The 20,779-nt window shown below is 62.0% G+C and carries 19 protein-coding genes and 1 other RNA gene; 9 read left to right on the top strand and 11 right to left on the bottom strand.

Features of this window, described 5'->3' with window-relative positions; translation table 11 throughout:
* The first annotated feature begins 22 nt into the window (after positions 1 to 22).
* Positions 23 to 1,150: a peptide chain release factor 2 gene (gene prfB / locus M511_RS00195; protein ID WP_085501066.1), complete on the top strand. Its 1,128-nt coding sequence runs from the start codon at positions 23 to 25 to the stop codon at positions 1,148 to 1,150.
* A 142-nt stretch (positions 1,151 to 1,292) separates the two neighbouring features.
* On the top strand, positions 1,293 to 2,348 hold the full coding sequence (locus M511_RS00190; protein WP_010392321.1) for a patatin-like phospholipase family protein: 1,056 nt from the start codon (positions 1,293 to 1,295) through the stop codon (positions 2,346 to 2,348).
* On the opposite strand, the gene M511_RS00185 is transcribed toward M511_RS00190, so the two are convergent.
* The 4 genes from M511_RS00185 to M511_RS00170 all read right to left on the bottom strand — a co-directional run bounded on the left by M511_RS00185 (position 2,345) and on the right by M511_RS00170 (position 6,217).
* Positions 2,345 to 3,259, bottom strand: a complete 915-nt coding sequence (locus tag M511_RS00185) for a pseudouridine-5'-phosphate glycosidase (RefSeq protein WP_085501065.1) — start codon at positions 3,257 to 3,259, stop codon at positions 2,345 to 2,347. The genes M511_RS00190 and M511_RS00185 overlap by 4 nt on opposite strands.
* Positions 3,256 to 4,152, bottom strand: a complete 897-nt coding sequence (locus M511_RS00180) for a PfkB family carbohydrate kinase (RefSeq protein ID WP_085501064.1) — start codon at positions 4,150 to 4,152, stop codon at positions 3,256 to 3,258. Before M511_RS00180 ends, M511_RS00185 begins: the two co-directional genes overlap by 4 nt.
* Positions 4,153 to 4,213: 61 nt before the next feature.
* Positions 4,214 to 4,310: signal recognition particle sRNA small type (gene ffs / locus M511_RS00175), an RNA gene on the bottom strand.
* A gap of 47 nt (positions 4,311 to 4,357) precedes the next feature.
* A complete protein-coding gene (locus tag M511_RS00170) occupies positions 4,358 to 6,217 on the bottom strand; it encodes a bifunctional 2',3'-cyclic-nucleotide 2'-phosphodiesterase/3'-nucleotidase (protein WP_029371270.1) in 1,860 nt (619 codons plus the stop codon).
* Between the two features lie 146 nt (positions 6,218 to 6,363).
* Here M511_RS00170 and M511_RS00165 point away from each other — a divergent pair, with 146 nt between their 5' ends.
* Positions 6,364 to 6,819, top strand: a complete 456-nt coding sequence (locus M511_RS00165) for a hypothetical protein (protein ID WP_040601626.1) — start codon at positions 6,364 to 6,366, stop codon at positions 6,817 to 6,819.
* A 46-nt stretch (positions 6,820 to 6,865) separates the two neighbouring features.
* On the opposite strand, the gene M511_RS00160 is transcribed toward M511_RS00165, so the two are convergent.
* The gene (locus tag M511_RS00160) at positions 6,866 to 7,747 is read right to left on the bottom strand and encodes a prephenate dehydratase (protein WP_010392311.1); all 882 of its coding nucleotides are present in this window, start codon (positions 7,745 to 7,747) and stop codon (positions 6,866 to 6,868) included.
* 160 nt (positions 7,748 to 7,907) lie between these two features.
* Between M511_RS00160 and M511_RS00155 the strand changes: the two genes are divergently transcribed.
* The 6 genes from M511_RS00155 to M511_RS00130 all read left to right on the top strand — a co-directional run bounded on the left by M511_RS00155 (position 7,908) and on the right by M511_RS00130 (position 15,577).
* Positions 7,908 to 8,435, top strand: coding sequence for a c-type cytochrome (locus tag M511_RS00155; RefSeq protein WP_010392310.1), 528 nt, complete (start codon positions 7,908 to 7,910; stop codon positions 8,433 to 8,435).
* Positions 8,436 to 8,616: 181 nt separating this feature from the next.
* Positions 8,617 to 10,482, top strand: a complete 1,866-nt coding sequence (locus M511_RS00150) for an extracellular solute-binding protein (RefSeq protein ID WP_010392309.1) — start codon at positions 8,617 to 8,619, stop codon at positions 10,480 to 10,482.
* A 43-nt stretch (positions 10,483 to 10,525) separates the two neighbouring features.
* Positions 10,526 to 11,665, top strand: coding sequence for a microcin C ABC transporter permease YejB (locus M511_RS00145; protein ID WP_010392308.1), 1,140 nt, complete (start codon positions 10,526 to 10,528; stop codon positions 11,663 to 11,665).
* Positions 11,665 to 12,771: an ABC transporter permease gene (locus M511_RS00140; RefSeq protein WP_085501063.1), complete on the top strand. Its 1,107-nt coding sequence runs from the start codon at positions 11,665 to 11,667 to the stop codon at positions 12,769 to 12,771. Before M511_RS00145 ends, M511_RS00140 begins: the two co-directional genes overlap by 1 nt.
* The gene (locus M511_RS00135; RefSeq protein ID WP_085501062.1) at positions 12,768 to 14,363 is read left to right on the top strand and encodes an ABC transporter ATP-binding protein; all 1,596 of its coding nucleotides are present in this window, start codon (positions 12,768 to 12,770) and stop codon (positions 14,361 to 14,363) included. The genes M511_RS00140 and M511_RS00135 overlap by 4 nt, the downstream gene beginning before the upstream one ends.
* A complete protein-coding gene (locus tag M511_RS00130; protein WP_085501061.1) occupies positions 14,360 to 15,577 on the top strand; it encodes a glycosyltransferase in 1,218 nt (405 codons plus the stop codon). The genes M511_RS00135 and M511_RS00130 overlap by 4 nt, the downstream gene beginning before the upstream one ends.
* On the opposite strand, the gene M511_RS00125 is transcribed toward M511_RS00130, so the two are convergent.
* From M511_RS00125 to M511_RS00100, 6 genes are all read right to left on the bottom strand, one after another.
* Positions 15,574 to 16,068, bottom strand: a complete 495-nt coding sequence (locus M511_RS00125; protein ID WP_138918260.1) for a hypothetical protein — start codon at positions 16,066 to 16,068, stop codon at positions 15,574 to 15,576. The two genes, M511_RS00130 and M511_RS00125, sit on opposite strands and share 4 nt — an antisense overlap.
* A 56-nt stretch (positions 16,069 to 16,124) precedes the next feature.
* The gene (locus M511_RS00120; RefSeq protein WP_010392303.1) at positions 16,125 to 16,850 is read right to left on the bottom strand and encodes a molecular chaperone DjiA; all 726 of its coding nucleotides are present in this window, start codon (positions 16,848 to 16,850) and stop codon (positions 16,125 to 16,127) included.
* 62 nt (positions 16,851 to 16,912) lie between these two features.
* Entirely contained in the window at positions 16,913 to 17,737 is an 825-nt protein-coding gene (gene cysW, locus M511_RS00115) for a sulfate ABC transporter permease subunit CysW (RefSeq protein ID WP_010392302.1), read from the bottom strand.
* Positions 17,737 to 18,579 (bottom strand): sulfate ABC transporter permease subunit CysT, encoded by an 843-nt coding sequence (gene cysT / locus M511_RS00110; protein WP_085501060.1) that lies wholly within the window; start codon positions 18,577 to 18,579, stop codon positions 17,737 to 17,739. The genes cysW and cysT overlap by 1 nt, the downstream gene beginning before the upstream one ends.
* The gene (locus M511_RS00105) at positions 18,576 to 19,574 is read right to left on the bottom strand and encodes a sulfate ABC transporter substrate-binding protein (protein ID WP_010392300.1); all 999 of its coding nucleotides are present in this window, start codon (positions 19,572 to 19,574) and stop codon (positions 18,576 to 18,578) included. Before M511_RS00105 ends, cysT begins: the two co-directional genes overlap by 4 nt.
* On the bottom strand, positions 19,571 to 20,671 hold the full coding sequence (locus M511_RS00100) for a sulfate/molybdate ABC transporter ATP-binding protein (RefSeq protein WP_085501166.1): 1,101 nt from the start codon (positions 20,669 to 20,671) through the stop codon (positions 19,571 to 19,573). The genes M511_RS00105 and M511_RS00100 overlap by 4 nt, the downstream gene beginning before the upstream one ends.
* Between the last annotated feature and the right edge of the window lie 108 nt (positions 20,672 to 20,779).

Raw genomic sequence — 20,779 nt, 5'->3', positions numbered from 1 at the left:
AAACCGAACCCAGAGAGTGCTGATGCGCGCCGAAACCCAAGCCACCATCGAGGCGATCCGCAAATCGCTGAAACTGCTAGGTCAGCGTATGGACTGGGAGACCGCGCCACATCGGCTGGAAGAGCTGAACGCCATGATCGAGGCGGGCGATATCTGGTCCGACCCCGCCCGTGCGCAAAAGCTCATGCGTGACCGCCAGATGCTGTCTGACGCGGTCGAGACCTATCGCTGTATCGAGACCGAGCTTAAGGACAACATCGAACTGATCGAACTTGGCGAGGCCGAGGGCGATACCGAGGTTGTCACGGACGCCGAAACCGCGCTGAAAGAGCTGGTCGAACTGGCCCAGCAGAAAGAACTTGAGGCGCTGCTGAACGGTGAGGCTGACGGCAACGATACCTTCCTGGAAATCAACGCCGGGGCAGGCGGCACCGAGAGCGCGGACTGGGCCTCGATGCTGGCACGGATGTATGTCCGCTGGGCCGAGAAGAAAGGCTATAACGTCGAGCTTTTGTCCGAAACGCCTGGCGAAGAGGCGGGCATTCGTTCGGCTGCTTATAAGATCTCAGGACCGAATGCCTATGGCTGGCTCAAGTCGGAATCGGGTGTGCACCGGCTTGTGCGCATTTCGCCCTATGATTCGGCGGCACGGCGGCATACCTCGTTCAGCTCGGTCTGGGTTTATCCGGTAGTCGATGACAATATCGAGATCGTGATTCCCGATAACGAAATCCGCATCGACACCTATCGGTCCTCCGGGGCCGGTGGTCAGCACGTCAACACCACCGATTCGGCGGTGCGTATCACCCACCTGCCGACGGGCATCGTTGTGACCAGCTCGGAAAAGTCGCAACACCAGAACCGCGCCAATGCCATGGCGGCCCTGAAGGCGCGGCTGTATCAGCTTGAACTTGATAAGCGCAACGCCGCGATCAACGCCCAGCACGAGGCAAAGGGGGATGCGGGCTGGGGCAACCAGATCCGCTCTTATGTGCTGCATCCCTATCAGATGGTGAAAGATCTGCGCACCAGTTACGAGACCTCGGATACGCAAGGGGTGCTTGACGGTGATCTGGACGCCTTCATGGCGGCTACGCTGGCGCTGGATGTGGCGGGTAAATCGCGGGCTCAGGCTCAGGCTGACGACTGACCCGCCCGGCCTGGCCCGATAACCACCTGCAAGCCGCGCATTCCCGCGCTCCACGCCCCAGGCTTTCTTTCTGCCCGGAAATGCCGCAGTCTGGTGCTGCGCTGCGGCATGATCTGCTGCGGGCATGGAATGTGGGGTAAAGATGGACGTTAAGCGGATTAATCTTGCGCTACAGGGTGGCGGCGCACACGGTGCTTTTTCCTGGGGCGTACTCGACCGGCTACTGGATGAGCCGGGGATCGAGATTCGTGGCATCAGCGGCACTTCGGCCGGGGCGCTGAACGGTGCGGCGCTGGCTGCGGGGCTGTCCTGTGGTCCGGGCAAACGCGGACGCGAGGCGGCGCGGCAAAACCTTGCCTATGTCTGGTCGCAGGTCGCGCAGGTCAGCGACAACTCGATGGTGCGCTGGCTTTATTCGATGTTCCCCGTCCCGCGTGCATGGCAGCGGCTGACCGAGCTTTTCTCGCCCATCGCCTGGCTTGAGTCTCTGACACGGGTATTCAGCCCCTATGACAGCGGGCCGTTCTATTCCAACCCGCTTGAATCCATCCTGTGCGGCATGCCCCACCCCCGTCTGGGACGCGAAGAGGGCCCCGCGTTCTTTGTCACCGCCACCAATGTGCGCACGGGTCTGGTGCGGGTCTTTGGCGGGGCCGAGGTGACGGTGCAGACGATTTTGGCCTCGGCCTGTCTGCCTGAACTGTTCCGCGCGGTCGAGATTGACGACCCCGCTACTGGCCGGCGCGAAGCCTATTGGGACGGCGGCTATTCGGGTAATCCGGCGCTGTTCCCGCTTTATCGCCCGGACCTGCCGCGCGACATTGTCATCGTTAATATCAATCCCATGCTGCGTGATGCGATCCCCAAGACACCTGCCGAGATTCAGGACCGTGTGAACGAGATCAGCTTTAACGCCTCGCTATTGGCCGAGCTGCGCGCGATCAACTTCGTCAAGCGTCTGTTCGCTGAGGACCGGCTGACCGGACGCCCGATGAAGAACGTCCTGTTGCATAGCATCATGGACGAAGAGCTGATGAATTCGCTGTCCGCGAGTACCAAGCTGATCCCGCAGCCCGGCCTCTTGCAGCAATTGCATGACGCCGGGGTTCAGGCGGCCGATCGCTTTCTTGCCAGCGATGCGGCCTGTATTGGCGAGCGCGACTCTTACGATCTGTCTCAGATTTTCGGTCGCCGTTAGCCGGCCATGGCCGCGGCGATTTGCGAGGCCAGCCGCGCGTTATTCAGCACCAGCGCAATATTTGCGTCAAGCGACCGGCCATCGGTCAGCTCAAAAATGCGTTGCAGCAGGAAGGGCGTGACCTCTTTGGCGGCGATGCCCTGGGTCTCGGCTTCGGCAAGGGCCTGTTCGACGACGGGAATCATTTCGGCGCGCGGGATCTCTGCTTCGGCAGGGATCGGGTTCACGACCAGCTGACCGCCGTCAAGGCCCAGTTCACCGCGCAGACGGGCGGCCGCGGCGATCTGGGCGGGGTCGTCGATGCGCAGTGGTGCAGCCAGTCCCGATTCGCGCGACCAGAACGCTGGAAGCTGATCTTGGCCATAAGCGATGACCGGCACGCCCAGGGTTTCAAGAACCTCCAGCGTTTTGGGCAGATCAAGGATGGCCTTTGCCCCTGCGGCGACGACTGTGACCGGGCTTTGCGCCAGTTCTTGCAGGTCTGCCGAGATGTCAAAGCTGCTTTCGGCACCGCGATGGACCCCGCCGATGCCGCCGGTGGCAAAGACGCGAATTCCTGCAAGATGGGCGCAGATCATCGTCGCGGCCACGGTGGTCGCACCGGTCCGTCCCAGCGCAAGGCAGGCGGCCAGATCAGCGCGGGACAGTTTCATCACATCGGCCGACGGGGTCGAGGCCAGCGCCTCCAGCGCCTCGGCATCCAGTCCGATGCGGATGCGCCCGCCCATCACTGCGATGGTGGCGGGTACGGCGCCCGATTCGCGCACCACGGCCTCGACCTTCTGCGCGACCTCAAGGTTTTGCGGATAGGGCATGCCATGGGTGATGATGGTCGATTCCAGCGCGACGATCGGGCGGTTGTCGGCCAGAGCTTGCGAAACTTCGGGAGAAAGCGCGATCAGCGACTTCATGGCAGGTCCTTTCCTGAAACATGGGCAGAGGCGGCGGATAGCGCGCACTCCAGGGCTTTGGCCCGGTCGGCGCCGCGCAATTCAGCGGCCAGATGGGCGGCAAGAAATGTGTCGCCTGCGCCGGTAACGCGGCGGGTGGCAAGCGGGGGCGGGGCCTTGCTAAGACCCGGTTCCCCGCGAGTGGCATCGGCGGCGGGACGGGGGCCATCGGTGACGAGCACGCGACGCGCACCCAGCGCGACGACGGCTTCGGCTGCATCCAGTGCATGGTCAAAGGTACGTCCGGCCAGCATCTCGGCTTCGGCGCGGTTCAGATGGAAGGTGACACGCGGATGGGTGATCAGCTGTTGCAATCTTGGGGCTTTGTCGGGGCTTGCTGGCACGATGCGCAGATCGGCCCCGGCGAGGCAGCGATCATCTGCGATCCCGGCCAGAATCTCGGCAGTCAGATTGCCGTCAATGACCAATGTTCCCTGCCATGGCCGTGCGACATCGCCCAGCCGGCCATCGCGCAGAGGGGCAAGAATAGCACCGCCCGCAGTCTCAAGCGCGCGGGCATCGGCAATCGCCGCGACCAGCCCGTCGGGGCTTTCAATGGCGATATAGCTATCGGTTTCAAAGCCATCATCGCGGTAAAGCCAGCGTGTGTCGACACCGCGCTCTTGTGCCTCAACGATCAGTGCATCGCCGGGCGCATCCCGGCCGATGGCGGCCAGCATGGCGGGGGCTAGCCCTTGCCGCGCCAGCGCCAGCGCCACATTCAGCGCCACGCCGCCCGGCTGTCGGGTGATCCGGCCGGGCAGGTCGTCGCCCGGCTCAATTCTGGTGGCACTATGGCCGATCACATCCCACAGCATCGCGCCGAGGCAAAGAATGCGGGGGGGGATGGTCATGGGCCGGCCTTCGGACAGTTGCGCGGCGGAAGCTAACGACTTGCGGGGGAAGGGGAAAGAGGGTGAGAGGCTGGACAGCGACCCAAGCGGGACTCGTTACGGCTGCTTCCTTCCGGACCTGACCGGGTTGGCGAGGCGCTCGCCCGCGCCAACCTCTCGCCGCCTAGATAGGCGCGGGCGCGGCGGGATGCAAGCGGCTTGCCAGTCAAAGGTGCAGGCGCAGCTGCAGGAAACCATCAGGACCCAATCCCACAATCTCGACCTGCCGTGACAGTCCGTCCAGATGTTGCGCGGCAGCGGGGCCTGTCTCGAACAGGACCGAGGTGCCGGGCAGGGCGCGAAAGCTCCACCCGTTTTGCGGGTCAAGCGTCAGCACCTTTTGCAGCGCGACATAGCGGCGCAGCACCTCGCGGGTGCGTGCGCCGCTGTCCAGCAACACCGGCCGTCCCGCTGCCACCCCGGCGAAAAGCCCGCAATCCGACAGTCGAAAGCTGTTCGTCGCCAGAATGAACGGCTGGTCGGGCGCAACCGGCTGGCCACGATGACGCAGCCCCGAGATGCGCTGCGAATCGGGATGGGCAAGCCGGCCGTCCGGCGCGTAGCGAGGCGGCTGGCTCAGATCGATCTGCCAGTCGAGCCCGTCGACGACATCGAAATTATAGCTAGGGAAATCAGGGTCGATCAGTGGCTGGTCCGGCAATCCCGGCTGGACCTGCAGGAAAAGGCTCGCCGAACGTTCCAGCCAGTCGATAAGTTCGGCCCCGGTCAGCCTGAGCGCGCAGATCCGATTCGGAAACAGATATAGATCAGCAATGCTGCGCAGGGTCAGCTGTCCTGCCGGAACATCGGTGTAATGCTGTGGCCCGCCCCGACCACCGGCGCGAAAGGGTGCGGCCGCTGACAGGATCGGCAGATCCTGCCATGGCGTACCGGCAAGCGCACGGCGCACATGCCAGCGCTGTGCCATGGTGACAAGACGCAGGCCGGGGTCCTCTCCGATCAGGGCAAAGTAGCTGCTGAGCGGTTGGCTGGTGCGGCCGATGCGGCGGTGCAGGTGGCGCAGGGTCTGGTGATGGGCCGACAGTGCAGGCGCAGTGACAGAGTGATGATCATCCTCTGGTCCGACCGGCTGGGCGTGGCAGGTGAAATCGGCGATGTGCCAGCCCTGATCACAGCGTTTCAGCCGCAAATCAATCAGCCCCAGATGCGAACCCCAAAAGCCCGGCATGACAGCAGGCTTTCCGGCAAGCGTGCCCCTGACGCTATCGATCCCCGGCCCCTGCGGATGATCGGGTGAGGGAAAAACGCGATGCGTATGCCCCGCGATCACCACATCTATTCCTGGCATGGCAGCGAGTGCGGTGGCCGCATTCTCCATCATCGGATTTGGTGCCAGCGCGCCGATACCGCTGTGCGCCAGCGCCACGATCAGATCCGCGCCTTGCTGCTGCAGCACGGCAGTGCCCGATTGGGCTGCTGTCAGGATATCCTCGACAGTGATTTCCGATTGCAGCGCCGGTTCCCATGCGACGGTTTGCGGTGGCAGAAAGCCCAGGACCCCTATGCGCAGTTGGTGCAGCTTGCCCAAGTCATCGCGAAAGCTGCGGTTCAGCAAAAGGTGGGGGAGAATCGGCAGGGCTCGCCTCGCCCGCATATTGCTGGCGACAAAGGGGAAACTGGCGCCCTCAAGCACGCGGCGCAGGAAATCGGTGCCAAAGGCGAAGTCGTGATTGCCAAGTGTCGCCGCGTCATATTGCAGCGCATTGAGCGTTTCGATAGCAGGGTGAAGGTGACGTGGGCTGATCGTTCCGGTCTCGGCCAGATAATCGCCCAGCGGGTTACCTTGCAGGCTGTCGCCATTGTCGAAAAGCAGACAATTGGCCGCTTCACGCCGAGCTTGCCAGATCAGCGCCGCAACCCGGGAAAGCCCGATCTTGCCCGAGGGACGATCAGCTAAATAATCGTATCCGAACAGGTGCATATGCAGATCCGTCGTCGCCATCACGCGCACGGATATGGTACCGGTGGCAGGCGGTGGATCGGGTGGGGGGCTGTGGCGCGTCATGCCGCATGGATGTAGACAATATCAAATTAATACAACCTAAGATTGTAATAAATTTAAACGGATGTCCCATTGGGTGGTCTTGCATGCCATGGCGCAGCATGGAATGAATCTGTTAGCAACATTCCAGCTGCCTGACCGGATCGCCAATGAAATTTTCTACCCGACAAGACATGGACCTTGCTGCGGAGGATCTGTTTCGCGCCGTCAGCAACTTCAAGGCCATCGAGCGGCTTTTGGTTCGTCGTGGCGTTGATCTGCGTCGGCAGGACAGGCTTGCCGGGACGGCTGTTGGCATGCGCTGGCAACTGGGGTTCGACTGGCGCGCCCATCACCGCGAGATGGTGCTTGAACTGACGCAGTTTGATCCGCCTGAAGCGCTGACACTTGAGGGGAGCTCGGATCAGTTCAACCTGTCCATCCGCATGACAGTCGTGGCGTTGACCCGGACAAAGTCACGGCTGCTGTTTGAAACCGAGGCCCAGCCGCGTGGCATGAAGGCGCGCATCCTGTTGCAAACCGCCAAGCTGGGCAAGTCTCAGCTGGATCGCAAATTCGCCCGTCATGTGGGCGATCTGGTCACCTATCTGATCGCGAATACCTAGGGTCGGCTGAATCTGCCGGCCCTGCTTTGGGCTCGCTTAGGCGCGGTCACTCAGCCGCTTGAGTCTGTGTCGCGCGCAACGGATCGGCAGGATAGACCCCAAGGATGTTCAGGCTGGAGGTAAAATAATCAAGCTCTTCCAGCGCGCGGGCGACAGGCGGATCCTCGGGGTGCCCTTCGATATCTGCGTAGAACTGGGTGGCGGTGAAAATGCCGTCCACCATATAGCTTTCCAGCTTGGTCATGTTGACGCCGTTGGTCGCAAAGCCGCCAAGAGCTTTGTAAAGCGCGGCGGGGATGTTGCGCACCCGAAAGACAAAGCTGGTGACCATGGTTGTCCCGCCCTGGCTGTTCGCGCGGCGGGAGAAATCGGGTGAGCGCGACATGATCAGAAAGCGGGTGGTGTTGTTCTGGCGGTCTTCGATTCCCGAGGCCAGCTCTTCAAGCCCGTAGATTTCGCCTGCGAGCGGCGAGGCGAGCGCGGCAAGCGAGGGCTCTCCCCGGCGCGCGACCTCATGGGCCGAGCCTGCGGTATCAGCGCCGACCACACCATGGATGCTGTGACGACGCAGAAATCCACGGCATTGGCCCAGCAGAACCGGATGGCTCATCGCATCGGTGACCTGGGCAAGCTTCGTGCCCGGCACCGCCAGCAGGCTGATCTGCACCCGAACAAAGCCTTCGTCGATGATATGCAGCCCGCTTTCGGGCAGCAGGTGATGGATGTCTGCGACCCGGCCATAGGTCGAGTTCTCGACCGGCAGCATCGCCAGTTCGGCGCGGCCGCTGCGTACCGCCTCGATCGTGTCCTCAAAGGTGCGGCAGGGAAGTGCCTCCATCTGCGGGCGATAATGGCGGCAAGCCTGATGGCTATAGGCGCCCGGCTCGCCCTGGAATGCGATTACGTTCTGGGTTGTTGCCTGGGTCATCTGTCACACCTTCGCTTGCAGGGCCGTCGCGTGGACCCTGTGTCCGGGCGGTCATTCCGCCTGATTTGTGCTGCGCAAGCGACAACTATACCTTGAACCGGCGAAACAAAAGCGGGTAGATACGCCCAAATCCACGGACAGACCCAAGGGATCCGCAGACATGTTCGATACCATGACCGTCACCAAGGCCGCCGGTGCGCTCATCGGCGCTCTTCTGTTCCTTTTGCTGATGAACTGGGCGGCTTCGAGCATCTATAACATCGCGTCCTCGGGTCACGGTGGTGAAGGGGAGCACGCTCAGGCCTATACTATCCCCGTTGAAGAGACCGGCGGCGAATCCGAGCCGGCAGCCGAGGAAGGTCCCGATTTCGCAACCGTTCTGGCCTCGGCCGATGCTGCGGCTGGTGAAAAGGTCTTTGGCAAATGCAAGGCCTGCCACAAGCTCGACGGCACCGATGGCACCGGCCCGCACCTGAACGGTGTGGTTGGTCGTGCGGTGGCCAGCATCTCGGGCTTTAACTATTCGGACGGGATGAAGGCGCATGGCGGGGACTGGACCCCCGAGGCGTTGCAGGAATTCCTGACCAACCCCAAATCGGTAGTCAAAGGCACCAAGATGGCTTTCGCCGGTCTGCCCAAGGTTCAGGATCGCGCCAACCTGATTGCCTATCTGCAGTCCCAGCAGTAAGCGTCAGACAAGCTGGATCACAGTGCAGGGCGTCCCGCGGGGCGCCCTTTTTGCTTGCCTGTTGCGGCATATGGTCGCCCGCTCACGCATTTGCATGTTGAACCGTGCACGCGGACTGCTAGCCTTGGTGCAAAGGTGGCGACATGCCCGAGCAAGCCAAAACAAGGATCACCAAGACCCGATGAAAATGCCCATTCTGCGACATGCCCCGATGGTTGCACTGGCCCTGGCGCTGATGCCCGGCTGGTCCCTTGCCCAAGAGCCGCAGGCCTCTGGAACCATCGTTTCGCACGGCATTTCGGTTTTCGGTGAGCCCGAGCTTCCTGCCGATTTCAAGCATCTGCGTTATGTGAACCCGGATGCGCCCAAGGGGGGCGAGATCTCGGAATGGTTCTCGGGCGGGTTTGACAGTTACAACCCCTATACCCATCGCGGCCGGGCGGCGCTTTTGTCGAACGCCATGCTGGAGCCGTTGATGGAGGGCGTGGCGGATGAGATCGGCACCGCCTATTGCCTGCTTTGCGAGACGATCGAATATCCCGAAAGCCGCGACTGGGTGATCTTTCATCTGCGACCCGAGGCCAAATTTTCCGACGGTACGCCTTTGACCGCCCATGACGTGCTGTTTTCGTTCGAACTGTTGCGCGACAAGGGCCTGTCATCTTATCGCACGGTCATCGCCAAGATCGTCGCCAAGGCCGAGGTGATTGACGATCACACGATCAAGTTCATCTTTCAGCCCGGCTATCCGCGCCGTGACGTGATCCAGTCGGTCGGCGGTCAGATCGTCTTTTCGCGCGAGGATTTCCGCAAGAACAAGCGCGACATCGAACAGTCGAGCACCATCCCCTTTGTCGGCTCGGGCCCCTATATGTTCGACCGGGCGGATATGGGGCGCTCAATCACCTTCAGGCGCAATCCTGACTATTGGGGCAAAGACCTGCCGATCAATGTCGGGCGGCACAACTTTGACCGCATCCGCATCGAATACTTCAGCGATTACGACAGCGCCTTTGAGGCATTCAAGGCCGGGGTCTATACTTTCCGCAACGAGGCAAGCTCGATCCACTGGGCGACGCGCTATGATTTTCCGAACTTTCAGTCCGGGGCTGTCAAAAAGGAAGAACTGGCGAACGGCGATATCTCCAACGGTCAGGGGTGGGTCTTTAACCTGCGTCGACCCAAGTTTCAGGACATCCGCGTGCGTGAGGCCATCGCGCTGATGTTCAATTTTGAATGGTCGAATGAGACGCTGTTCTACGGGCTTTACACGCGGGTGAACTCGCCTTGGGACAACAGCCCATTGATGGCGCAGGGCAAGCCTGCTCCTGCCGAACTGGCGCTGCTTGAGCCACTGGCCAAGGACCTGCCGCCTGGCGTGCTGACCGATGATGCGGTGGTCCAGCCGGTTTCGGGTAAGACCCAGCTTGACCGCAGGAACATGCGGCAGGCGGCAAAGCTGCTGGATGAGGCTGGCTGGACGGTCGGCAGCGACGGAATGCGACGCAATGCCAAGGGCGAGGTGCTGCGGCTTGAGTTCCTGAACGACAGCGCCACCTTTGACCGCGTGATCAACCCCTATGTCCGGAACCTGCGCGCCATCGGCATTGATGCGGTGAACCTGCGTGTTGATGACGCCCAGCTGACGGCGCGTACCCGCAGCCATGACTTTGACCTTGCGACCACCCATATGGCGCAGGGCTATTTTCTTAGCGGCGATACCGAGCAGACCTTTGGTTCGGAAAACGTGGGCGATGTGTTCAACCTGATGGGGCTGGCCAACCCGGCCATAGATACGCTGATCCAGAAAGGGATCGAGGCGACCACGCAGGACGAGATGATCACCGTCGCCCATGCGCTGGACCGCAGCCTGCGCGCGTTGCGCTTTTGGGTGCCGCAATGGTACAAGGCTGCCCATACCGTCGCCTATTATGATATCTTTGGTCACCCCGACACCCTGCCGCCCCATGCGTTGGGTGAGCTTGATTTCTGGTGGTATGACGCGGATAAGGCAGCAAAGCTGAAACAATCCGGCGTGCTGCGCTAGGGCCCGCAAGGGCTGGCGCGGATCAGGCGGAGCAAGGGGACGGATGGCAGCCTATATCCTGCGGCGCTTGTTGCTGATCATACCCACGCTGATCGGCATCATGCTGGTCAACTTTACCCTGACGCAATTCGTTCCGGGCGGCCCGATCGAACAGATCATTGCCCGCGTTCAGGGCGAGGGCGATGCGCTGCGCAACATTACCGGCGGCGGGGGTGAGGCAGCGCAAAGCAGCGAATATGCTGGTGCCCGCGGTATCCCGCCCGAGCTTTTGGACCAGCTTGAGGTTCAGATGGGCTTTGCCCGTATCACCTGCTCGCCGGCCCATCAGGGCGAACCGGATCTGAAATCCCCCGAATGCAGCAAAGAAAAGATCGGGGCGGCCGAACGCTTTCTGGTGATGATGGGCAATTATGTCCGGTTTGATTTCGGGACCAGTTTTTTCCGCTCAATCTCGGTGATTGATCTGGTGCTGGAAAAAATGCCGGTCTCGATCACGCTGGGGCTATGGTCGACGCTGATCGCCTATCTGATCTCGATCCCGCTGGGTATCCGCAAGGCGGTCCGCAACGGCACGCCTTTCGACACATGGACATCGGGCGCGATCATCGTCGGCTATGCCATCCCGGCCTTTTTGTTCGCAGTGTTGTTGATGGTCCTGTTCGCGGGCGGCAGCTACTGGCAGATATTCCCTCTGCGCGGGCTGACCTCGGACAACTGGGCGGATCTGAGCTTGTGGGGCAAGGTCAAGGATTACCTGTGGCACATCGCGCTACCGGTGACGGCAACGACGATCTCAAGCTTTGCCACGCTGACGCTGCTGACCAAGAACAGCTTTCTGGATGAGATCAACAAGCAATATGTGATGACCGCCCGTGCCAAGGGCCTGACCGAGGGGCGCGTTCTTTACGGCCATGTCTTTCGCAATGCCATGCTGATCGTGATCGCCGGCTTTCCCGCGATGTTTCTGGGTGTGTTCTTTGGCTCTTCAATCCTGATCGAGACGATCTTCTCGCTCGATGGGCTCGGGCGGCTGGGGTTCGAGGCTGCTGTGCAACGCGATTATCCGGTGATCTTTGGCACGCTTTATGTCTTTGGCATGCTGGGCCTTCTGGTCGGTATCCTGTCGGACCTGATGTATGTGCTGGTTGATCCGCGTATCGACTTCGAGCGGAGGGCCGGCTGATGGCAATGACTGAACTGACCCGTCGCCGCCTGCGCAATTTCCGCCGCAATTCACGCGCTTTCTGGTCGCTGATCATCTTTACAGTGCTGTTTGTGGCCTCGCTTTTTGCTGAGCTTATCGCCAACGACAAGCCGATCCTCGTCAGCTACAAGGGCGGGCTGTATTTCCCGGTCTATCGCTTTTACCCCGAGACCGCTTTTGGCGGCGATTTCGGGACCGAAGCGATCTATACCGATCCGGGGGTGCAATGCCTGATCCGGACCGGTGGGCGACAAGAGTGCTGGGACGATCCCGAGGCGACCGAGAAAGAGGCCCGCGAAACCGGGCAAGTTGCCGGTGAGGCGATCGAACGTGGCTGGATGTTGTGGCCGCTGATCCCCTATCATTACCGCACCATCAACAATGTCGGCACCGCCCCAAGCGCGCCCGATGCCGAGCATTGGCTTGGTACGGATGACACCTCGCGCGATGTCCTGGCGCGGGTCATATATGGTTTCCGCCTGTCGATCCTGTTCACGATGATCGTGACCGTCGTCGCCTCACTTTTGGGAATCGCTGCGGGGGCGGTGCAGGGATATTTTGGTGGGCGTACGGACCTCGTATTTCAGAGATTACTTGAAATATGGAGTTCAACGCCTTCGCTTTACGTGATTATTATTCTGTTTGCGATCCTTGGGCGCAGCTTCTGGCTTTTGGTTTTTGTCTCGATCCTGTTTGGCTGGCCGGCGTTGGTCGGCGTGGTCCGGGCCGAGTTTCTGCGGGCGCGCAACTTTGAATATGTCCGGGCGGCGCGGGCGTTGGGGGTCAATGACCGCACGATCATGTTCCGCCATATCCTGCCCAATGCCATGGTGGCGACGCTGACGATGATGCCCTTTGTCGTCACTGGTACGATCTCGTCTCTGGCCGCGCTCGACTATCTTGGCTACGGGCTGCCGACTTCCGCCCCCTCACTGGGCGAACTGGCCTTGCAGGCCAAACAGAACCTGCAGGCGCCGTGGCTGGGTTTTACCGCCTTTTTCAGCTTTGCGATCATGCTTTCGCTGCTGGTGTTCATCTTTGAGGGCGTGCGCGACGCCTTTGACCCAAGAAAGACCTTCCGATGACCCCGGTTCTGGAAGTCACAGATCTGCGGGTGGGATTCCGGCAGGACGGGCAACTGACCCCCGCCGTCAAGGGCGTGAGCTTTACCGTCAACCGGGGCGAGACGGTCGCGCTGGTCGGCGAATCCGGTTCGGGCAAGTCGGTGACAGCGCTTTCGACGGTGCGGTTGCTTGGTGACGCGGCCGAGGTCGCGGGTTCGGTCCGTTATGAGGGACGCGAGCTGCTGGGCGCTTCTGAGGCTGAGCTGCGCCGGGTGCGGGGCAATGACATCAGCTTTGTTTTCCAAGAGCCGATGACCTCGCTGAACCCGCTGCATACGCTTGAGCGGCAGCTTGGAGAAAGTCTGGCGCTGCACCAGAGCCTGAAAGGGGCCGAAGCGCGCGCGCGGATCATCGAGCTTTTGACCCGGGTTGGCATTCGTGACCCCGAAACCCGGCTTGCCGATTATCCGCATCAGCTTTCAGGTGGGCAACGTCAGCGGGTGATGATCGCCATGGCCTTGGCGAATGGCCCCGAACTTTTGATAGCTGATGAACCGACCACGGCGCTGGACGTGACGATCCAGGCCCAGATCATGGAGCTGTTGGCCGAGCTCAAGGCGGCCGAAGGGCTGTCGATGCTGTTCATCAGCCATGATCTCGGCCTTGTGCGCCGCATCGCTGACCGGGTTTGCGTGATGAAGGGCGGCGAGATTGTCGAGCAGGGGCCGGTCGAGGAAATCTTTGCCAATCCCCAGCACGAATATACCCGCATGCTGCTTGCGGCCGAGCCTCAGGGCCGGGCCGAGCCTTTGGTCGGGGACCCGCCCGAGGTGGTGGCGACCCGTGATCTTAAGGTCTGGTTCCCGATCCAGCGTGGTTTCCTGCGCCGCACCGTCGGGCACGTGAAGGCGGTGAACGGTGCTACCCTGTCGGTTCGTGCGGGCGAAACGCTGGGGATCGTCGGTGAATCGGGCAGCGGCAAGACCACGCTTGCGCTGGCAATCATGCGGCTGATCGAAAGCGATGGGCCGATCCTTTACATGGGGCGCGATATTTCTGCCTTACCGGGCCGGGCGCTGCGGGGCCTGCGTCGCGACATGCAGATCGTGTTCCAGGATCCCTTTGGCAGTCTTTCGCCCCGGATGACGATCGAGCAGATCATCTCTGAGGGGCTGGGCGTTCACGGAATCGAGCCGGGCCGCGACAGGCGCGAGATGGTGGACGCCATCATGCGAGAGGTCGGGCTGGACCCCGCGACCATGCATCGCTATCCGCATGAATTCAGCGGCGGGCAGCGTCAGCGGATTGCGATTGCCCGCGCCATGATCCTCAATCCCAAGCTTGTGGTGCTGGACGAGCCGACCAGCGCGCTGGACATGACCGTGCAGGTGCAGATCGTCGAGCTTTTGCGCCGTCTTCAGCGCAAGCATGGGCTTGCTTACCTGTTTATCAGTCATGATTTGCGTGTTGTGCGTGCGATGTCCCATCAGATCATGGTCATGCGCGCCGGTGAGGTGATCGAACAGGGTACGACCGAGGCGGTGTTTGATAACCCGCATAACGAGTATACGCGCCGTCTGATTGATGCCGCCTTTCTGAGAGCGCTTGCATGAAAATCCTGTTCATCCATCAGAACTTTCCGGGCCAGTTTTTGCACCTTGCGCCGGCGCTGGCGGCGCGTGGCCATCATGTGCTGGCCCTGACGGATGAAAAGAACCAGCGAGCTTCTCCGGTCAAGGTTGTGCGCTACAAGGCGCCGGCCGACTTGAAATTGCCCCCCATGCTGGGCCGGACCTTCAGTGAGATGGCCGATCGCGGCTGGCTGACCGCGCGCGCCTGCCGGGCGCTGCGGGATCAGCACCACTATACCCCCGATGTGATATTCGGCCACAGCGGTTGGGGTGAGACGTTGTTTCTGCGTGAGATCTGGCCCGAAACCAAACTGCTTGTCTATGCCGAGCTGTTGTATCGCACCCGTGGCCATGATGTCGGCTTTGATCCTGAAATCAGCCCAGGCAGCGATGAAGGCCGGGTGACCACGATTGCGCGCTCTGCCCATCTGATTCAGGGGTTGGTGCAGGCGGATGCGGGGCTGTCGCCGACCGAATATCAGGCCAACTCATTCCCGCCCGAGCTGCGCCAGAAATTGCAGGTGATCCACGACGGTATCAACACGGAGAAGGTTCGCCCCGATCCGCAGGCGAAATTCCGGCTGCCTGATGGGCGCGAACTGCGGGCGGGTGACGAGGTGCTGACCTATGTGTCCCGCTCGCTTGAGCCGTATCGTGGCTTTCACCGCTTTATGCGGACGCTGCCCGAGGTGATGCGCGCGCGCCCCGAGGCGCAGGTGCTGCTGGTCGGTGGGGATGGTGTCAGCTACGGTGGCCTGCCCAAGGACGCGCCCGGGTGGAAGGAAAAGCTGCTGGCCGAGCTTGATGGCCAGCTTGATCTTAGCCGCATCCATTTTCTTGGCCGCGTGCCCTATCTGCAATATCTGGCGCTGTTGCAGGTCAGCCGGGTACATTGCTACCTGACCTATCCCTTTGTGCTTAGCTGGTCGTTGACCGAAGCGATGTCGGCGGGCTGTTATATCGTCGGTTCGGATACCGAACCGGTGCGTGAACTGATCCGTGATGGCGAGAATGGCCGATTGGTGCCCTTCTTTGATCAACCCGCGCTTGAGGCGGCGCTGATCCGCGGTCTTGCCGGTGACCCCGAGGCAGAACGGCTGAAGATAGCGGCGCGCAAGACGATCTTGCAAGGCTACGACCTGCACCGCCACAGCCTGCCGGCACTGATCGACTGGGTCGAGAGCTTCGCGCCTTAAAGCGAGATTTCGCTGTCGGGGTTCAGTTCGGGAAAAGGCGGAACCTCGGGCGCGCGCAAGGGATCATCGCCGCGCGGGTTCAGGCGCGGATCGTTTTCGGGCGCGGGGCGCAGCATGTCGCGCAGGGCGTCGCCAACTGGCGGAGGCGGCGGCGCATCAGCGCGGCGGCGGATCAGAATATCGCCATTCTCAAGCCGTTCGGGGGCCTGATAGTTGCGCACGTCATCCATCAGCTTGCCGATATCTTTCAGAACCGGGGTGACCGCACTTAACGTATCGCCCATATCCCGGCCCAGCTGATCCAGCAGCGGCTCAGCGTCGTTCAGCATGTTGCGCATAAAGTTTTCCAGCCCCTCCTCCAGCGTGCGGGGGGCCTCTTCTGGCGTGGTCTCGGGTGCTGGGTTGTCAGCCAGCGGGGGCTCGTAACCCTGCGCAAGGGCAACGGGTGCGGCCAGCATCCACATGATCGAGGGAATAATAATGATGCGCATGGCCCGGTCCTTTGGCTGTTCTGAAAGAAAACGGGAAGGGCGGCGCCCGGGTTCCATCAGGCCGGGTACGCCTTGTGCATATTGCGAAAATTATCCCAAGCCTCGTTCAGTGCGCGGGTGCGGGCCTCGGCCAGACGGATCGCCTCGGGCGGCAGGCCGCGGGCCAGGGCGCGATCCGGGTGATTTTCGCGCACCAGCTCGCGCCATCGCCGCCGTGCCTCGGGCAAAGGCGTGTCGGGCGTGATCCCCAGCACTTCGCAAGAGGGGCAACCCTGCCTGCGGTCGTGGCGGGCACGGATTGTCGCCACCTGTTCGGGCGGCAGGCCAAAGATACGCGCGACCTCGTCAATAAAGACGATTTCGGCCTCGTGCAGGTCGGTATCGGCGACGGCGATGATGAACAGCCCCTCGACCACATCGGCCAGCACCGGGTCACCGGGCGGGAACATGCGGGCGATCCGCCGTGCCCAGGCGTCGAACCCGGCCACATCCTGTCGCGCAAGATCAAAGACCCGGGCGGCGTTCTTTTCCTCGGATCGCGGAATGATAAAGACGCGACGAAAGGCCGCCACTTCGGATCGCGCGACCGTGCCGTCGGCCTTGGCAAGTTTCGCCCCCAGCGCGATCACCGCGATGGTGAAAGCAACCGATTTCTCGGGTGGGGTCGCCGGTCGGTGTGTGGCGACCAGCGCCGCCAGCCGGTCGGCGATGCGCTGCCAAAAGCTGCGCGGCTTTGGCAGTTCGGGGCAGCAGTGTTTCTGATCTTTGATCGCGGCTTCCATGGCCTGCAGCCTATGGGGGGCGAGAGCCCAAGTCCACTGACATTCCTGCCAGTTACAATGTGTTACCTGCGGCTTTCCAACACGGCCTTGATGACCAGCACGACCAGCGCGATAACGGTCAGGGTCGAGGCTGCGGCGAATGCGCCTGTGGTGTTAAGATCGTTGAACATCAGCTCGATTTGCAGGGGCAAGGTGTTCGTTTGGCCCCGGATCGAACCTGAAACGACCGAAACCCCGCCGAATTCCCCGACCGCACGTGCGGTGCACAGCACTGCGCCGTAAAGCAGCGCCCAGCGGATATTCGGCAGCGTGACGCGGGAAAAGACCTGCCAGCCGCGCGCGCCCAGCGTGACTGCCGCCTGCTCTTGTTCCGAGCCCTGCGCCTGCATCAGCGGCAGAACCTCACGCGCGACGAAAGGTGCGGTCACGAACATGGTGACAAGCAGAATACCGGGCAGGGCGAACATGATTTTCAGATCATGCGCGGCAAGCCACGGTCCCAGCAGGCCTTGCCGACCATAGAGCAGCAGATAGCAGATCCCCGCGATGATCGGCGAGATCGAAAAGGGAATCTCGATCAGCACCATCAGCAGCTTGCGCCCGGGAAAGCGAAACCGGGCAATGGCCCAGGCGGCGGCGATTCCAAAAGCGACGTTCACCGGCACAACAATCACTGCGACCAGCGTCGTCAGCCAGATCGCATGCAGGACCAGCGGGTCGGTGATATTGGCCAGGTAAACCGCCCAGCCCCCGGCAAAGGCGCGCCAGAAGATAAAGGCCAGCGGTGCCACGACAAAAATCGCCGTCAGCACAAAGGCAAGCCCGATCAACAACTGCGGCATGCGGCGGCTTTGGCCGGGTGCATGGGAAAGCGCGAGCGTGGACATTACCGGGCCTCCAGATGGCGGGCGGCGCGGAACTGGATCAGGTTTGAGATCATGAGCAGGATCAGCGCGAACAGCAACAGCACCAGCGCAATGGCGGCTGCGCCCTGATAATCGTATTCCTCAAGCCGGATAAAGGCGAGCAGTGCCGCGATTTCGGTCTTGAACGGCAGGTTGCCGGCGATGAACACCACTGCCCCGAACTCACCCAAAGAGCGGGCAAAGGCGACCGTCGAGCCGGCAAGCCATGCAGGCAGGATCGCGGGCAGGACGACCCGGCGGAAGATCGCAAAGGGCCGCGCCCCCAGTGTCATCGCGGCCTGCTCCATCGCCGGGTCCAGATCCTCCAGCACCGGCTGGATCGCGCGCACCACGAAAGGGATCGAGGTGAAGGTCATGGCAAGGATCACGCCGCCCAGCGTATAGACGACATTGATCCCCGCACCGGTCAGGGGTGCGCCGAACCAGCCGTTCGCCGAATAAAGCGCGGTCAGCGAGATACCGGCCACCGCCGTCGGCAGCGCAAAGGGAATATCCATCAGCGCATCAAGAATGCGCTTGCCCGGAAAGTCATAGCGGGTCAGGACCCATGCCATGAGCAACCCGTAGAAAGCGTTGAATACGGTGGCCAGTGCCGCAGCGGTCAGCGTCACCCGCAGCGCCGCCAGCGTACGCGGCGCGGCGATGATGGCCCAGAACCGTGCGGGGCCGATCTCGGCCCCTTTGAGGATCAGTGCAATCACCGGGATCAGGATCACCAGGGCGACATAAAGCAGGGTCGTGCCGAGGCTCAGAGAGAACCCCGGCAGAACCCGTTTCGGCTTGATGGCCGCAGCCGCCGTCATTGGTTAACAAAGACCTTGTCGAGAATCCCGCCCTCGGCCAGATGCTCGGTATTGATCTTGTCCCAGCCGCCAAAGACTTCGTCCACGGTCAGCAACTTGACCTCGGGGAAGTCGGCGGCGTGTTTGGCCGCGACCTCTTGATCGGTGACGCGATAGTGGTTCCCGGCCAGGGTTTCCTGGGCCTCGGGCGTGTAAAGCCACTTGAGGTATTCGGTCGAAACCTCGGTCGAGCCGTTCTTTTCGGCGTTTTCGGTGACCACCGCCACCGGGAAGGCGGCAAACAGGCTGGTTGCCGGGGTCACGGCCTCAAAACCCTCCGCCTCATATTGGCGGGCGATACCCTTGGTTTCAGCCTCAAAGGTGATCAGCACATCGCCGATGCCGCGTTCGGCAAAGGTCTGGGTGGCTGCGCGGCCACCGGTGTCAAAGACCGGCACATTGGCAAAGATCTTGCCGACGAATTCCTGCGCCTTTTCGGGCGAGCCGCCCTCTTGGGTCAGCGCATAGGCATAGGCGGCCAGATAGGTATAACGGCCATTGCCGCTGGTCTTGGGGTTAGGGAACACCGCCTGCACGTCGTCCCGGGCAAGATCGGACCAGTCCTTGATGCCTTTCGGGTTGCCCTTGCGCACCAGGAAGGCGGGCAGCGAGTAATAGGGCGACGCGCCGTTCGGCAGCGCCTCGCGCCAGTCCTCGGCCACGAGGCCGTTCTTGGCCAGCACGTCCACATCGGTTTCCTGGTTGAAGGTCACCACATCCGCCGGCAGCCCTTCAAGAATGGCGCGGGCCTGTTTCGATGAACCGCCGTGGCTTTGGTCGACAGTCACGTCGCGGCCGGTTTTGTCCTTCCAGTAGGCCTGAAACTCGGGGTTCAGCGCCTCGAACAGTTCGCGGGCGATATCATAGCTGACGTTCAGGATCTTGTCCTGAGCCAGCGCCGGGCCTGCGCCCAGAAGCAGCGCCAATGCGGCGACGTGAAGCTTGCGGATAATCATAGGCTTTTCTCCTTGCGGGGGAATTCGGTTGTGGCGGTCTGCGGCTGGCTGGTGCGGGGGCCGGGAAAGATCGTGCCTGCCTCGGGGCGCAGGTTCACGCGCGCACCGGGGGAGAGACCCTGTGCCTCGGGTGCACGTCGGGGCAGGTCGATGCCAAAGTGCTGCGCTCCATCTGTCAGCTCAAGCCGCAACAGCGCACCATTGCTGGTGCGCCGTACGATCTGCCAGCGTCCCGAGGGATCGGCGAGCGGCGTGACATCGGCAGGGCGCAGAAACAGGGTTCCGGGCCCGTCGGGCAGGGCGCGGCGCTGCAGACGACTGGCGTCGAGTCCCTGTGCCTCGGTCCGGCCGGCGTTCAGCATTACCGGCAGCTCGATCGTCGCGCCCATGAACCGGGCGACAAAGGGACTGGCAGGATGGTCGTGGATCTGGTCGGCATTGCCGATCTGTTCAATCCGGCCTTCGCCCATCACCACGACGCGATCTGCAAGCTCGAAAGCCTCTTCCTGATCGTGGGTGACAAAGATGGTGGTCGAGCCGGTTTCGTCATGCACCTCGCGCAGCCAGGCGCGCAGGTCGCGGCGCACCGCAGCGTCGAGCGCGCCAAAGGGCTCATCAAGCAGCAGCACCGTCGGTTCAATGGCCAACGCCCGGCCAAGTGCGACACGCTGGCGCTGTCCGCCCGACAGCTGTGTCGGATAGCGGTCGCCCAGGTGGCCGATCTGCAGGAACTCAAGCAGCTGGTTCACCTTGGCTGCAATCACCGCCTTGCCCGGTCGTTCGGCCCGCGGGCGCACGGTCAGGCCAAAAGCGATGTTGTCGCGCACGGTCATGTGCGGAAACAGCGCATAATGCTGAAAGACAAAGCCGATGCGGCGGTCCTGTGCCGCCAGATGCAGCCAGTCGGCACCATGAACGCGCAAGCCCCCGGCATCGGGCCAGTCAAGCCCGGCGATGATCTTTAGCAGCGTCGTCTTGCCCGACCCCGAGGGGCCCAGCAATGCCACCAGCTCGCCCGATTCGATGGTCAGGTCGATGCCCCGCAGCACCGATGTGCCGTCGAAGCTTTTGGTCATGTGCTCGATGACGATGGACATGGGCGCCTCCGTTTCAAAAGCAGAGGTAGCGGTCGGCTGGGGACCGGACAAGCGGCGCAAGCCCTTGACACCTTGGGCTGTCGCGAACGTTTTCCCACGCCTGCCGGG

The sequence above is a fragment of the Paracoccus sp. J56 genome, assembly GCF_019633685.1.
GTDB classification, from domain to species: Bacteria; Pseudomonadota; Alphaproteobacteria; order Rhodobacterales; family Rhodobacteraceae; genus Paracoccus; species Paracoccus kondratievae.
This window is presented reverse-complemented; position numbering and strand designations above follow the sequence as displayed.